This is a genomic window from Acidovorax sp. LjRoot66, from assembly GCF_964253305.1.
In the GTDB taxonomy this organism is placed as follows: domain Bacteria; phylum Pseudomonadota; class Gammaproteobacteria; order Burkholderiales; family Burkholderiaceae_C; genus Acidovorax.
In genome coordinates, this window is the sequence record NZ_CAXUQU020000001.1 from 4654132 (window position 1) to 4668643 (window position 14512).

Consider the following 14512-nt stretch of genomic DNA (forward strand, 5'->3'; position numbering starts at 1 on the left):
CCGCCGGGGCGCCTGGATGGCAGCCGCTTAAAGCACGGGCTTGGCAGGAGGGGAATTCACAGGCCCGGGCGCCGCATTGGCAGGGGCCAGGGGCACGGCATCTGCGGCCGAGGTGGCGGCCCCATCCACGGCGGGGGCTGCAGCAGCGGGCGGGGTCCATTCCACCGCGAGATAACGCTGGCGCACCGACTCCGGCGTCTGGCTGCACACATGCTGCCCCACCTGCGTGAGCTCGGGCACCCGCACACACAGGCCCGGCGAATGCCGGAACGGGGTGGCCGTGTATTCGTCCACATAGCGCATCTCACCATCGCCCTGGCGCACGGTGTAGCGGAACTGGAAGCGCGATTGCGGCCTGCGGTCTGCGGCCGAACCAATGGCCGCGCCCAGCAAGGTGGCAGCCAGCGCGCCACCGACAGAGTAGTTACCCCCGCGCAGGCCACGGTCCAGGTAAGCCGCGCCCGCGATGGCACCGCCAAGGTGCGCGCCAGCCGTGGTGCCGGGGGTGGATCGATCGACGCCCTGCACATCCACGATGGCACCGTAGGCATCGGCGCGCAGCACCTGGGTTTCATACTGCAGCCGGAGCCGGTCGCGCTCGGCCTGCGCCAGCCCATCCCATACGCTGGAAATGATCACCGCATCGGGCCGGCGCTCCACCGGAGCCACCGCAGGAGGGAACGCAGCGCGCAAGGGCTCTGGAATGGCCCGGTTCTGCGCAGCGCGGTTGGCACAGCCCACCAAAAGAATGGCCACCCCCAGCGCGGCAGCCAACGAAGCCCTTGAACTCGCCATCGAATCCCTCCCGGAAAATGGTCGACTCTACCTGCAATTTTGTTTCAAAACATTACCAGATATGCCAAAAGAGACAAGCAAAGAATGGCGTGGACCCAAGCGACCAAGGGGCGCCACTGATGGGCGAAGAATCCCAGGCAGCACCTGCAAGGCATGCCGGCAGACGGATGCAAGAACCCGCCATTGATACGGATTTGCCTTCAACCGTCTAACTTCGTTGGTCCGCCTTGCCGTGCTACAGCACTGTCTGCGGCTTCCCGCCTAGTTATACGATTGAATGCAAATCCGTATGAACGGGCGCTGGGCCCGCCCTGCAAACATCGACCCGCCTGCCGGCCAGGCCCAAGGCAGCCGACGCATCGAGACAAGGAACAGGGGGCTTTGGCGTGCGAAGGCACAAAGAAAAACGGGCTACCGCTTGTGGCGATAGCCCGTTGTTCATCGAAGAAAATGGTCGGCGTGGCGGGATTCGAACTCGCGACCCCTTGCACCCCATGCAAGTGCGCTACCAGGCTGCGCTACACGCCGACAAGACTTAGATTATATGCACAATTTCAGGTCAGTTTGGAGAAAGCAGTGCTCTGATCTCAAATAATTCCTGGCGCACCGCATTCGAGTCGAAAGCATAGGCCGACGAGCCGATGGAAAGGTCGCCCGCATCGTCCACCAGCATGCTGGACAGCTCGCTGTCGGCACTGTCCGCCGCATCGCTGCGCGCGGGCAGTGCCAGCTCCTGCAGGCGGTTGCGGGCACCGCTGATGGTGAAGCCCTGGTCGTACAGCAGGTCGCGGATGCGGCGGATCATGAGCACCTCGTGGTGCTGGTAGTAGCGGCGGTTGCCGCGCCGCTTCATGGGGCGCAGCTGCGTGAATTCCTGCTCCCAGTAGCGCAGCACATGCGGCTTCACACCGCACAGCTCCGCCACCTCACCAATGGTGAAGTAGCGCTTGGCAGGAATGGCGGGAAGCACAGTGCCCATGGGGTTCCGGATTCAAACAGGAAAGCCTGCAAGGGTACTGCAGGCCGGCGGGAACTGCCAGCCCACCCCTGAAATTCAGCGCGCAAACTGGCAAAAATTCACAATCCGGCAGCGGCCTGGATCTGCTCCTTGAGCTTGCTGCTGGCGTGGAAGGTCACCACGCGGCGCGCCTGGATCGGAATCGCCTCGCCCGTGCGCGGATTGCGCCCCGGGCGTGGCGCCTTGGTGCGGATCTGGAAGTTGCCAAAGCCCGAGAGCTTCACGTCCTTGCCCTCCACCAGGCTCTGCGAGACGAGGTCGAAGAACGCGTCGATCATGTCCTTGGACTCGCGCTTGTTCAACCCGATCTGGTCGAACAACAGATCGGCCAGCTGCGCCTTGGTGAGCGCAGGGGTTTCCAGGCTTTCGACTGCAAATTCGATCACGGCATCTCTCCCCGTCAGCATCGTCATGTTGTTGTGTTCGTCGCTTGGGCTATTGTCGCCGCGATGGTCAGCCGCGCAGCCGCGCGCCCACGCGCTGTGTGAGCTGCGTCACAGCCGCCTGCACGGCGGCCTCGATCTCGGCCTCGGTCAGGGTGGCTTCGTCGCTGCCCAGGGTCAGGCGCACAGCCAGGCTCTTCTCGCCCGGGGCCAGGCCGCCGGCCGGCGTCTCTTCGCCGGCCTTGAGCGGCTTGGGCCGGTAGACGTCGAACAGCACGGTCGAACGCAGCATGCCGCCAGGCACGGCGGCCTGCACGGCAGCCACGACTTCGGTATGTGTCACGCGCTCGGCCACGACCACGGCCAGGTCACGCTCCACCGCCTGGTGCTTGGCGACCGACTTGAACTGCGGTACCACGCGCTGCAGCACGGCGTCGAGCTCCAGCTCGAACATCACCGGCGCCAGCGGCAGCTCCCATGACTGGCGCCACTGGGGATGCAGTTCGCCCACAAAGCCGATGGGCTTGCCTTGCACCAGCACGCGGGCACAGCGGCCGGGGTGCATGGCCGGGTGCTCGCCCGGCTCGAACGTGGCCTGCAGCGGTGCCAGCAGGGCCTCCACGTCGCCCTTCACGTCGAAGAAGTCGATGCCCTGCTCCTTGCGGCCCCATTGCAGCATGTCGTTGGCGCCATAGGCCACACCGGCCACGCGCATGGGCTGGTGAAAGCCCTCCACCGTGGTGTCGGTGTTGCGCACGCTGGCATCGCGCAGGAACACGCGGCCCAACTCGAACACGCGCACACGCTCGGCGCGGCGGTCCAGGTTGAACTTGAGCACCTGCAGCAGCGAACCCAGCAAGGTCGAGCGCATCACGCTCATCTGGCTGGCGATCGGGTTGAGCAGCTTGATGGGATGCGCATTGCCCGCCAGCTCCTGCTCCCAGCGCTCTTCCACAAAGCTGAAGTTGATGGTCTCCTGGTAGCCCAGGCCGGCCAGCGTGCGGCGCACGGCGAACGGGCTGCGCGTGGCCTCGGCCGGCAGCTTGGGGGTGATGGGTGCCAGCGGCGGCGTGGTGGGCAGGTTGTTGTAGCCCACCATGCGCGCGACCTCTTCGATCAGGTCTTCCTCGATGGTGACGTCGAAGCGGTAGGCTGGCGGCGCCACGGTGAGGGTGCCCTCGCCTTCCGTGAACGGCAGGCCCAGGCGCTTGAACACGTCGGCGCACTGCGCCTGCGTGATCGGCATGCCGATGACCTTGGCCGCGCGTGCCACGCGCAGCGTGACGGGCGCTGGCACGGGCAGGTTCACGCGCTGGTCGTCCATCGGGCCGCAGGCCGTCTCGGGCGTGCCGCAGATGTCGATCACCAGTTGCGTGATGCGCTCGATGTGCTCCACCGTCAGCTCTGGATCCACACCGCGCTCGAAGCGGTGGCCCGCATCGGTCGAGAAGTTGTAGCGGCGCGAGCGCCCGGCCACGGCCTTGGGCCACCAGAAGGCGGCCTCGATGTAGATGTGCTTGGTGTCGTCCGAGACGGCGGTGGCATCGCCACCCATGATGCCGGCCAGCGATTCAACCTGCTGGCCGTCGGCGATCACGCCGACCTTCTCGTCCACGGTGATGGTATTGCCGTTGAGCAGCTTGAGCTGCTCGCCGGCCTTGCCCCAGCGCACGTCCAGCCCGCCATGGATCTTGTCCAGGTCGAAGATGTGCGAGGGGCGGCCCAGCTCGAACATCACGTAGTTGGAGATGTCCACCAGCGGCGACACGCCGCGCTGGCCGCAGCGGGCCAGGCGGTCGAGCATCCACTGCGGCGTGGTGGCCCGGGTGTTGACGTTGCGGACCACGCGGCCGCTGAAACGGCCACACAGGTCGGGTGCGCTGATCTTCACGGCCAGCATGTCAGCCACCTTGGTCGCCACGGCCGGGAAGGCCGGCTGCGAGAGCGGCACGCCGGTCAGCGCCGAGACTTCGCGCGCAATGCCGTACACGCTCAGGCAGTGCGCCAGGTTGGGGGTGAGCTTGAGCGTGAACAGCGTATCGTCCAGGTTCAGGTGCTCGCGGATGTCCTGGCCCACGGGCGCGGAGGCATCGAGCTCGAGCAGGCCGCCATGGTCTTCCGACAGCTTGAGTTCGCGCGCCGAGCACAGCATGCCCTGGCTTTCCACGCCGCGCAGCTTGCCGACCTTGATCAGGAAGGGCTTGCCGTCGTCACCGGGCGGCAGCTCGGCACCCACCAGGGCGCAAGGCACCTTGATGCCCACGCGCGCATTGGGCGCACCGCAGACGATGTTGAGCAGCGCGCCCTGCCCCACGTCCACCTGGCACACGCGCAGGCGGTCGGCATCGGGGTGCTGCACGGCCTCCTTGATCTCGCCCACGACGATCTTGGCAAACGGTGGCGCCACGGGGCGCAGCTCCTCCACCTCCAGGCCGGCCATGGTCAGCGTCTCGGCCAGCTCGGCAGTCGAAAGGGGTGGGTTGCAGAACTCACGCAACCAGGATTCAGGGAATTGCATAGTCGAACTCTTGTACGGAAAGTGCCTTGCGCGGCCAGGATCTCGAAGCGCGCGCCAGGGCGAAAACGGCTGGGTGGCCCGGCCTTGCAGGCAGGGCCGGCCTTTGCTTACTGGAACTGCGACAAGAAGCGGATGTCGCCGTCGAAGAACAGGCGCAGGTCGTTCACGCCATAGCGCAGCATGGTCAGGCGGTCGGGGCCCATGCCGAAGGCAAAGCCGATGTACTTTTCAGGGTCCAGGCCCATGTTGCGCACCACGTTCGGGTGCACCTGGCCCGAGCCGGCCACTTCCAGCCAGCGGCCGGCCAGCGGGCCGGTCTGGAACTGGATGTCGATCTCGGCGCTGGGCTCCGTGAAGGGGAAGAAGCTCGGACGGAAGCGCAGCACCAAGTCGTCGCTCTCGAAGAAAGTGCGGCAAAAGGCCGTGAAGATCACCTTCAGGTCCTTGAAGCTCACGTTCTCGCCGATCCACAGGCCTTCGCACTGGTGGAACATGGGCGAGTGCGTGGCATCGCTGTCCACGCGGTAGGTGCGGCCCGGCGCGATGACGCGGATCTCGGGCATGGGCTGGCCGGCATCCAGCGCGGCGCGGTGCTTCTTGACGTGCTGCACCGCGTGGCGGATCTGCATCGGGCTGGTGTGCGTGCGCAGCAGGTTGGGCGCCTCGGGGGTGCCGCCTTCCACATAGAAGGTATCGTGCATGGAACGCGCGGGATGGTCTTCCGGCGTGTTCAGTGCGGTGAAGTTGAACCAGTCGGTCTCGATCTCGGGGCCCTGGGCGACGTCGAAACCCATGGAGCCGAAGATGCCCTCGATGCGCTCGAGCGTGAGCGACACCGGGTGCAGGCCGCCCTGACCGCGCTGGCGCCCTGGCAGGCTCACATCCAGGGCCTCGGCCTTGAGCTGGACCTGCAGCTCCGCATCGGCCAGTGCCTGGCGGCGGGCAGTGAGTGCGGCCTCGATGGCCTGCTTGGCGACGTTGATGGCCGCGCCGCGGGACTTCTTCTCGTCCACCGACAGCTGCGCCATGCCCTTCATGAGCTCGGTCACGCGACCGGCCTTGCCCAGAAACTGCGCCTTGGCGTTTTCCAGATCAGCAGGGGTGGCGCTTTGGGCAAACAGTTGCGTCGCGCTCTCGACCAGGGAATCCAACTCGTTCATATCGACTCTTGAAAATGAACAAGGGCTAGTGCCTTCACAAGCCCTAGCCCTTGCTGTTATTGCGCAAACAGCCGTCCGGTGAGAGACGGCCGCCTGTCGTGAACTCAAGCAGCCAGCTTGGCCTTGACTTGCTCCACGATGCTGCCAAAGGCAGCCTTGTCGTGCACTGCGAGGTCGGCCAGCATCTTGCGGTCGATCTCGATGGATGCCTTCTTCAGGCCGTTGGCGAACTGGCTGTAGGTCAGGCCCAGTTCGCGCGAAGCGGCGTTGATACGGGCGATCCACAACTGGCGGAACACGCGCTTCTTGGTGCGGCGGTCACGGTAGGCATATTGCCCAGCCTTCATTACCGCCTGTTTGGCGATACGGTAGACGTTACCGCGGCGACCACGGAAGCCCTTTGCAAGGGCGAGAACTTTCTTGTGACGGGCACGGGCCGTTACACCACGTTTGACGCGAGGCATGTGAGTACTCCTTGTTCGTCGTTATTAAAGGCCAGCACCGGGCAGCATTTGTGCAATAGAGCCCATATTGGTCTCATGCACAGCAACCGAACCGCGCAGTTGGCGCTTGTTCTTGGTGGTCTTCTTCGTCAAGATGTGACGCTTGAAGGCTTGACCGCGCTTGACGGTGCCACCGGGACGAACGCGGAAACGTTTTTTCGCGCTGCTCTTGGTCTTCATTTTGGGCATGTGAATGCTCCTTTTCGTTGTGCTCGTGAGGCGTTTGCAAAGGGATCTGCAAACTTGTTGGCCCCGAGCCACTTTTTCAGCCGGTTTGCACCGGCTGTGCGGCAACGTGTGACCGCTGCCTATTACCCGGCGAGCCCCTTGCGGGGCCCGCCTGGCAAATTCTGTCTCTTTCTTGAGGACTGCCAGCTGTCAGGCTGCGCTGCCGGAAGGCGTGCTCTCGGCACTGGCCTGCTTGGCAGCGGCGGGCTTTTTCTTGCCCGGCGCAATCATCATGATCATCTGGCGGCCTTCCAGCTTGGGAAACTGCTCGATCAGGATGGTGTCGGCCAGCTCATCGCGGATGCGGTTGAGCAGCGCCAAGCCCAGTTCCTGGTGGGTGATTTCACGACCGCGAAAACGCAGCGTGATTTTGCACTTGTCACCCTCGGCCAGGAAGCGGCGGATGTTGCGCATCTTGATGTTGTAGTCGCCATCGTCCGTGCCCGGACGGAATTTGACTTCCTTGATCTCGATCACCGTCTGCTTGGCCTTCGCCTCGGCAGCGCGCTTTTGCTCCTGGTACTTGAACTTGCCGTAGTCCATCAGGCGGCACACCGGCGGGTTCGCTGTGGCAGCGATTTCCACCAGATCCACATCCAGCTCACCTGCCATGCGCAGGGCTTCCATGAGGCTGACCACGCCCAAAGGCTCATTCTCTGGCCCGGAGAGACGGACTTCCGGGGCCATGATTTCACGGTTCAGGCGGTGCTTGCGCTCTTCACGGTGGCGACGATCACGAAATTCAGTAGCGATGGCTATCTTCCTTCAATCAAAATACTACAAAAATTGTAGCTACAACCGTACAGCTGGCAAGCGACAAAGCCGGTTTTGAATCAAACTCAGGCTTTGGTGGCGATGTCCTTGGCGATCAACTCAGCGAACGCTTCGATGGACATCACTCCGAGGTCACGATTGCCCCGGCCGCGCACTGCAACGGCGCCTGCGGCCTTCTCCTTGTCGCCCGCGACGAGGATATACGGCAGCTTTTGCAACGAATGCTCGCGTATTTTATACGTAATCTTCTCGTTGCGCAGATCCACGGCCACCCTAAGGTCTTGATTCGGCAGTGCTTTTTGCAGCCGTTCAACAATTTCGCGACAGTAATCGGCCTGCGCGTCGGTGATATTGAGCACCGCAACCTGCACCGGGGCCAGCCACAGGGGGAAGGCGCCGGCATAGTGCTCGATCAGCATGCCTATGAAACGCTCCATGCTGCCCACGGTGGCGCGGTGCAGCATCAAGGGGCGCTTGCGGCTGCCGTCCTCAGCCACGTACTCGGCGTCCAGGCGCTCGGGCAGGTTCGGGTCGATCTGCATCGTGCCGCATTGCCACTGGCGGCCCAGCGCGTCCTTGAGCGTGTACTCGATCTTGGGGCCGTAGAAGGCGCCCTCGCCTTCGGCAATCTCGAATTCGCAGCCCGAATGGCGCAGGCCGTCCATCAGCGCCTTTTCGGCGCGGTCCCACGACTCATCGGTGCCGATGCGCGCCTCGGGGCGCGTAGCCACCTTGTAGATGATGTTGGTGAAGCCGAAGTCCTTGTAGACCTTCTGCACCAGCGCCGTGTAGTTGGCGCACTCCTCCAGCACCTGCTCTTCGGTGCAGAAGATGTGGCCATCGTCCTGCGTGAAGCCGCGCACGCGCATGATGCCGTGCAGGCCGCCGGTGGGCTCGTTGCGGTGGCAGGCACCGAATTCGCCGTAGCGCAGCGGCAGATCGCGGTAGCTCTTGATGCCCTGCTTGTAGATCAGGATGTGGCCGGGGCAGTTCATCGGCTTGAGCGCGTACTCGCGCTTTTCCGACTCGGTGGTGAACATGTTCTCGTGGTACTTGTCCCAATGGCCGGTCTTCTCCCACAGCTGCTTGTCCAGGATCTGCGGACCCTTGACCTCCTGGTAGCCGTTGTTGCGGTAGACGCGGCGCATGTACTGCTCCACCTCCTGCCACAGGGCCCAGCCCTTGGGGTGCCAAAACACGGTGCCGGGCGAATGCTCGTCCATGTGGAACAGGTCGAGTTCGCGGCCAAGCTTGCGGTGGTCGCGCTTTTCGGCCTCTTCCAGCATGGTCAGGTACTGCTGCAGCTCGTCCTTGGTGGACCAGGCCGTGCCGTAGATGCGCTGCAGCATCTCGTTGCGGTGGTCGCCGCGCCAGTAGGCGCCGGCCACCTTCATGAGCTTGAAGAACTTGAGCTTGCCGGTGCTGGGCACGTGGGGGCCGCGGCACAGGTCTTCGAAATTGCCTTCGCGGTACAGGCTCACATCCTCGTTGCTCGGGATGCTGGCGATGATCTCGGCCTTGTAGTTCTCGCCCAGGCCCTTGAAGTAGGCCACGGCCTCGTCGCGCGGCAGCACGCGGCGCACCACGGGCTCGTCCTTGGCAGCCAGGTCGGCCATGCGCTTTTCGATGGCCACCAGGTCTTCGGGCGTGAAGGGGCGCTTGTACGCGAAGTCGTAGAAAAAGCCGTTCTCGATCACCGGGCCGATGGTCACCTGCGCCTCGGGGAACAGGTCCTTGACGGCATAGGCCAGCAAGTGGGCGGTGGAGTGGCGGATGACGTCCAGGCCATCGGCATCCTTGGCCGTGACGATGGCCAGCGGGCTGTCGGCCGTGATCTGGTAGCTGGTGTCCACCACCTTGTCGCCGATCTTGCCAGCCAGGGCCGCCTTGGCCAGGCCAGCGCCGATCGAGGCCGCCACTTCGGCGACCGTGACCGGGCCGGGAAACTCTCGCTGCGAACCGTCGGGGAGCGTGATGTGAATCATGAGGGGTCTCTTGTCCGTGGATGTGGGTATGGGGGGGCGATCACGGGGCAGGTGCTGCGGCGCACGCCGGCCGGAATCGGAAAACAAAAAAGCGCGGAACCGGCCGCGCTTTTGATTGGGGAGAGGTGAATCTCGTGCAGGCGCGAACGGCCAGCCACTAGTGGCCGGTGGAGAACTCCGTTGTAGTTCGCGGTGTCATAACCAGATTGCCTTTCTCGCCCTTGTGGGAAATCAAACAGTTGATGGCGCCATTTTAACCATGTTCGCCGAAGGGTGCACGGCGCAGGCCACATGGCGCCTCCGCCAGTCGCGCCCCGACAACAGGCACGCCCCCGCAAAACCCGGAAGCCCAAAGCAAGAAGCCACCCCGCAGGGTGGCTTCTTGCAGTCTGCCCATCCCCCTTGGCGGGGGACTGCAGATCAGTGGAACTGCTCTTCTTCAGTCGAGCCGGTCAGCGCGGTCACGCTGGACTTGCCACCCTGGATCACGGTGGTCACTTCGTCGAAGTAACCAGTGCCCACTTCCTGCTGGTGCGACACGAAGCTGTAGCCACGGTCGCGGGCTGCGAACTCGGGCTCCTGCACCTTTTCCACATAGGCCGACATGCCGCGGGCCACGTAGTCCTGGGCCAGATCGAACATGTTGTACCACATGGAGTGGATGCCAGCCAGCGTGATGAACTGGTACTTGTAGCCCATGGCGCCCAGCTCGCGCTGGAACTTGGCGATGGTGGCGTCGTCCAGGTTCTTCTTCCAGTTGAACGAAGGCGAGCAGTTGTAGGCCAGCATCTTGCCGGGGTGCTTGGCGTGCACGGCATCGGCGAACTTCTTGGCGAACTCCAGGTCCGGCGTGCCGGTTTCGCACCACACCAGGTCGGCGTACTCGGCATAGGCCACGGCGCGCGAGATGGCCTGGTCCATGCCCTTCTTGGTCTTGTAGAAGCCTTCGGCGGTGCGCTCACCGGTCAGGAAGGGCTTGTCGTTCTCGTCGTAGTCGCTGGTCAAGAGGTCAGCGGCTTCGGCATCGGTGCGGGCGATCACCAGGGTGGGCACGCCGTACACGTCGGCAGCCATGCGGGCAGCAATCAGCTTCTGGCAGGCTTCCACGGTCGGCACCAACACCTTGCCGCCCATGTGGCCGCACTTCTTCACGGAAGCCAGCTGGTCTTCGAAGTGCACGCCACCGGCGCCGGCGCGGATCATGGCCTTCATCAGTTCGTAGGCATTGAGCACGCCGCCGAAACCGGCTTCGGCATCGGCCACGATGGGTGCGTGGTAGTCGATATAGGCCTTGTCACCGGGGTTGATGCCCTTGGACCACTGGATTTCGTCCGCACGGGTGAAAGAGTTGTTGATGCGCTCCACGACCTTTGGCACCGAGTCGACGGGGTACAGCGACTGGTCGGGGTACATGGCCGAGTATTCGTTGTTGTCGGCAGCGACTTGCCAGCCCGACAGGTAGATGGCCTTGATGCCGGCCTTCACCTGCTGCATGGCCTGGCCACCGGTCAGCGCGCCCAGGCAGTTCACGTAGGGTTCGTTGTTCACCAGGTCCCACAGCTTCTCGGCACCACGGCGGGCCAGCGTGTATTCGACCTGGAACGAGCCGCGCAGGCGCACCACGTCGGCAGCGGAGTAGCCACGCTTGATGCCCTTCCAGCGGGGGTTGGTGGCCCAGTCTTTTTCCAGGGCGGCAATCTGCTGTTCGCGGCTCAGTTGTTCGTTGAAGGATTGGGGCATGGGGTTTACTCCTGAGGTTGGTTGAAAACACCGGGCTGCGTCTGCGGCCCATGGAGAGAACTTTAAGTCTTCTATAAGAGTTGCACAAGCTCTTATGTCTTATATAAGAGATAAATTTTTTTCTTTTAAAACAACACCTTATGCTTCAAATTCCTCAATGTGAAAACCGTTTTCTCGTATTGAGAGAAATTGCCGCACCGCAACATTCTTGCATTCCATATCGCCAAAAGCAATTTTTGCAATGTGAAATTGCATGGATTCCGTCACGCAAGAAGTCCACGCCCTCAGGCACAGCAGGCAGCTCTCCCAGCTACCGCCTTGCCCGCAGCCTCATTTCCTTACAGAGCGTGACAATTCGAGCATCCAGTCGCCGCCCTCGATGCGCGCGGCAGAGGTCACTCGGCCGGGGTTGATCTCGTACACCAGGCAATCGACAGCCTGGCCATCCACGTCCAGGGTGACCTCGCGCTTGAAATACTCGTCATCAGGTCTTCCGTGGATTTCCTCGATCCCATCAAGGCGCTGCTCCAGCGCCGGCTCGATGGCGTAGACCTCCCCCACGACATCCACGGCACCGCCCAGCAGCAGCCCGGGATAGGCGCTCAGGTGGTACAGCGTGCCCGCAAGGCGCGCCATGCCGACGAAGCGCGGCGCTGGCCGCAGCCGCGTGATGTCGTTGGAGCCGCCCTTGCGCAGGGTGCCGTACACGAACACGCAGCGCAGCGGGCCAGAGAGAGGGGATGCGTCAGGCATCGTGCAGATCCTTTGTTGGGACAACCGTCACGCGGTGAGCGTGATCTTTCCGGCGCGGCCCGGCACATCACTGGCGGCAGCCGCCCTGGCCGCATCCGCGATGTCGAAAGAGGCCTCCACGGGCAGGCGCAGTTCGCCGCTGGCGGCCAGGCGGATCAGCTCGCCGATCAGCCGCGCCATCTCAGCCGGTGGCGTGGCCTCGGAGCGCTTGGCACCCCAGAAGCCCTTGACCGTGGCCTGCTTGAAGATCAGGTTGTTGGCGCTCAGCACCAGCGGCTGGCCCGACATGGCGCCAAACGACACCAGCGTGGCGCCCGCCGCCACCACGTTCATGATCTGGTTGGCGGCGTCGCCGCCGATGGAGTCCACCGCACGCACGATGGGCTCACCGCCGGTAATGGCCTGCACGCGCTCCTCCCAGCCTGCCTGCTCGGTCGATACACCGTTGGCAATGCCCAGGGCATCGAGTTCGGCCACGCCCGCGTCGCGGCGCACCAGGTTCACCACCTTCACGCCGCGCGCCTGGGCCAGCATGGCCACGGTCTTGCCCACGGCGCCGTTGGCGGTGTTCTGCACCATCCACTGGCCCGGCTGCAGTTGCAGGTCTTCCAGCAGCATGGCGGCCGACAGGGGCATGGCGATCAGCTGGCAGGCCAGGCCGTCGGACACCGCATCGGGCACGGGGATCAGCTTGGCGCCCTGGGCCAGGAAAAACTCGGCCCAGGTGGCGCTGGCGCCGGCCAGCATCACGCGCTGGCCGGTCTTGAGGTGCGTGACGCCCTCGCCAAGCGCGTCGACCACCCCCACCGCCTCCGTGCCCGGCACCGCCGGCAGCGGCGGCTTGTAGCCATATTTGCCGCGGATGATGGCCAGGTCATGGTTGTGGATCGGCGACATCGCCATGCGCACACGCACCTGGCCGGCTGCGGGCTCGGGCTCTGGGCGGTCGGCCAGAACCAGCACTTCGGAAGGCTCGCCAAAGGATTCGAAAACGACACTGCGCATGGGGTATTCCTCGGAACAAGGGTTTGAAAAAAGAGCGGCGCCAGATCTGCGCCGTGAACCCAAAGGAGCTTAGCGCCTGTGCAATCATCGCGGGGTCGCTCTGCCGACACCTCCATCCCGCTCGCGACCCCGGTGCACCGTATCGGAACGCGGGTGCGCAAGCCTCCCTCTGCCCCATGACCGCCCCCAGCCGCACCGTTGCCTACCTTTGCCTGGCCCTCAGCATGTCGCTGGTGGGCAGCTATGTCGCCCTGTCCAAGCCGCTGGCGGCTGTGCTGCCGGTGTTCCTGCTCGCGTGGATGCGCTTTGGCATCGGCGGCCTGGCCATGCTGCACTGGCTCAAGAAGCCGGCCGACGAGCCACCGATGACGGCGCAGACCAGGCGCCTGCTGTTCCTCGAATCCTTCCTGGGCAACTTCCTCTTCACCGCCTGCATGATCTACGGCGTGAGCCTGACGAATGCGGTATCGGCCGGCGTCACCATGGCCAGCATGCCGGCGGCGGTGGCGGTGATGAGCTGGGCCTTTTTGCGCGAGAAGGTGGCGCCGCGCACCTGGGTGGCCGTGGGTTGCGCCGTGGTGGGCATTGCCCTGTTTGCCCTGGCAAGCCCCAGCGCCGGCCATGCAGGCCCGGCAGGTGCCGATGCGCCTGCAGGCAAGGCCGACCTGGCCTGGCTGGGCCAGTTGCTGCTGCTGGGCGCCGTGGTGTGCGAGGCGGCGTACTCCGTGATCGGCAAGAAGCTCACGGGCGCGCTGGGGCCCAAGCGCATCACCTCCATCATCAACCTGTGGGGCTTCACGCTGTCCATGCCCCTGGGCCTGTACGCGGCGTGGCACTTCGACTTTGCCGCCGTGGGCTGGGGCACCTGGGTGCTGCTGGTGTTCTACGCCCTGGCCGCCAGCATCTGGACGGTGTGGCTGTGGATGACGGGCCTGCGCGTGGTGCCCGCCGCACAGGGCGGCGTATTCACCGTGCTGCTGCCCGTGAGCGCGGCCCTGGTGGGCGTGCTGGTGCTCGGCGAATCGCTCAGCGGCCTGCAGTTGCTGGCCTTCGGCATCGCGCTGGCCAGCGTGCTGCTGGCTACCCTGCCCTCACGCCTGGCCTGGCGCGTGGGCAGGCAATCAGGCTGAAAGCAATCCTGCGCTGACCACAATGCCATCGGCATCGGCGTAGAGCCAGTCCCCCGGGCGCACCCAGACGCCCTGGATCTGCACGGCCACGTCGCGCTGGCCCTCGTTGCGCTTCTCGGTGGGCAGGGGCATCAGGGCCAAGGCACGGATGCCGACGGACGCAGCACGCAGCTCGGCGATGTCGCGCACGCAGCCGTCCACCACCACGCCCGCCCAACCATTGCGCGCGGCCGCAGCGGCCAGGTTGCCGCCGACCAGCGCCCGGCGCAGCGAGCCGCCGCCATCCACCACCAGCACGCGGCCGTTGCCGGGGGAATCGACGGCGGCCTTGACCAGGGTGTTGTCTTCGAAGCATTTGACGGTGCTCACCGGTCCGCTGAAGGCGGCCACACCGCCCAGGTCCTGGAACACCGGGGGCAGCACTCGAAAGGCACCGCTGTCGTCGCCCTTGTGCGCGTCGCAGAAATCACAGGTGCTGAAGGCTGCAGAGGAGGGGGCTGTCATGTTGCAAAGACCTTTC

General features: G+C 64.5%; 14 protein-coding genes and 1 tRNA gene. 1 reads left to right on the forward strand and 14 read right to left on the reverse strand.

The annotated features are described in order from the left end of the window. Positions 1-27: 27 nt before the first annotated feature. The 13 genes from ACSQ3Y_RS21870 to ACSQ3Y_RS21930 form a co-directional block, all read right to left on the reverse strand. Entirely contained in the window at positions 28-795 is a 768-nt protein-coding gene (locus ACSQ3Y_RS21870) for a hypothetical protein (RefSeq protein ID WP_436178866.1), read from the reverse strand. Positions 796-1246: 451 nt separating this feature from the next. Further along, a tRNA-Pro gene (locus ACSQ3Y_RS21875) sits at positions 1247-1323 on the reverse strand. Positions 1324-1354: 31 nt separating this feature from the next. Further along, on the reverse strand, positions 1355-1774 hold the full coding sequence (locus ACSQ3Y_RS21880) for a MerR family transcriptional regulator (protein WP_436178867.1): 420 nt from the start codon (positions 1772-1774) through the stop codon (positions 1355-1357). A gap of 98 nt (positions 1775-1872) precedes the next feature. Then, positions 1873-2226: an integration host factor subunit alpha gene (locus ACSQ3Y_RS21885; RefSeq protein WP_057203636.1), complete on the reverse strand. Its 354-nt coding sequence runs from the start codon at positions 2224-2226 to the stop codon at positions 1873-1875. Positions 2227-2266: 40 nt separating this feature from the next. Then, complete coding sequence (gene pheT / locus ACSQ3Y_RS21890; protein WP_436178868.1) at positions 2267-4714, reverse strand: phenylalanine--tRNA ligase subunit beta; 2448 nt, start codon at positions 4712-4714, stop codon at positions 2267-2269. 107 nt (positions 4715-4821) lie between these two features. After that, positions 4822-5874, reverse strand: a complete 1053-nt coding sequence (pheS, locus tag ACSQ3Y_RS21895) for a phenylalanine--tRNA ligase subunit alpha (RefSeq protein WP_436178869.1) — start codon at positions 5872-5874, stop codon at positions 4822-4824. Positions 5875-5978: 104 nt separating this feature from the next. Continuing rightward, on the reverse strand, positions 5979-6338 hold the full coding sequence (gene rplT / locus ACSQ3Y_RS21900) for a 50S ribosomal protein L20 (RefSeq protein WP_057203639.1): 360 nt from the start codon (positions 6336-6338) through the stop codon (positions 5979-5981). 24 nt (positions 6339-6362) lie between these two features. Next, entirely contained in the window at positions 6363-6566 is a 204-nt protein-coding gene (gene rpmI, locus ACSQ3Y_RS21905) for a 50S ribosomal protein L35 (protein WP_082604278.1), read from the reverse strand. A 189-nt stretch (positions 6567-6755) separates the two neighbouring features. After that, positions 6756-7364 carry a translation initiation factor IF-3 gene (gene infC / locus ACSQ3Y_RS21910; RefSeq protein WP_082604279.1) on the reverse strand — a complete coding sequence of 203 codons (609 nt, stop codon included), beginning with the start codon at positions 7362-7364 and terminating at the stop codon, positions 6756-6758. Between the two features lie 80 nt (positions 7365-7444). Then, the gene (thrS, locus tag ACSQ3Y_RS21915) at positions 7445-9364 is read right to left on the reverse strand and encodes a threonine--tRNA ligase (RefSeq protein WP_436178870.1); all 1920 of its coding nucleotides are present in this window, start codon (positions 9362-9364) and stop codon (positions 7445-7447) included. Between the two features lie 420 nt (positions 9365-9784). Continuing rightward, on the reverse strand, positions 9785-11104 hold the full coding sequence (gene aceA / locus ACSQ3Y_RS21920; protein ID WP_057203642.1) for an isocitrate lyase: 1320 nt from the start codon (positions 11102-11104) through the stop codon (positions 9785-9787). A gap of 330 nt (positions 11105-11434) precedes the next feature. Beyond that, positions 11435-11857 carry a gamma-glutamylcyclotransferase family protein gene (locus ACSQ3Y_RS21925; protein WP_436178871.1) on the reverse strand — a complete coding sequence of 141 codons (423 nt, stop codon included), beginning with the start codon at positions 11855-11857 and terminating at the stop codon, positions 11435-11437. A 27-nt stretch (positions 11858-11884) separates the two neighbouring features. Next, positions 11885-12862, reverse strand: coding sequence for a zinc-binding dehydrogenase (locus tag ACSQ3Y_RS21930; RefSeq protein WP_436178872.1), 978 nt, complete (start codon positions 12860-12862; stop codon positions 11885-11887). Positions 12863-13038: 176 nt separating this feature from the next. Between ACSQ3Y_RS21930 and ACSQ3Y_RS21935 the strand changes: the two genes are divergently transcribed. Further along, entirely contained in the window at positions 13039-13992 is a 954-nt protein-coding gene (locus tag ACSQ3Y_RS21935) for a DMT family transporter (RefSeq protein WP_436178873.1), read from the forward strand. Here ACSQ3Y_RS21935 and rraA read toward each other — a convergent pair. Then, a complete protein-coding gene (rraA, locus tag ACSQ3Y_RS21940) occupies positions 13984-14496 on the reverse strand; it encodes a ribonuclease E activity regulator RraA (protein ID WP_436178874.1) in 513 nt (170 codons plus the stop codon). The genes ACSQ3Y_RS21935 and rraA overlap by 9 nt on opposite strands. Positions 14497-14512: the final 16 nt, after the last annotated feature.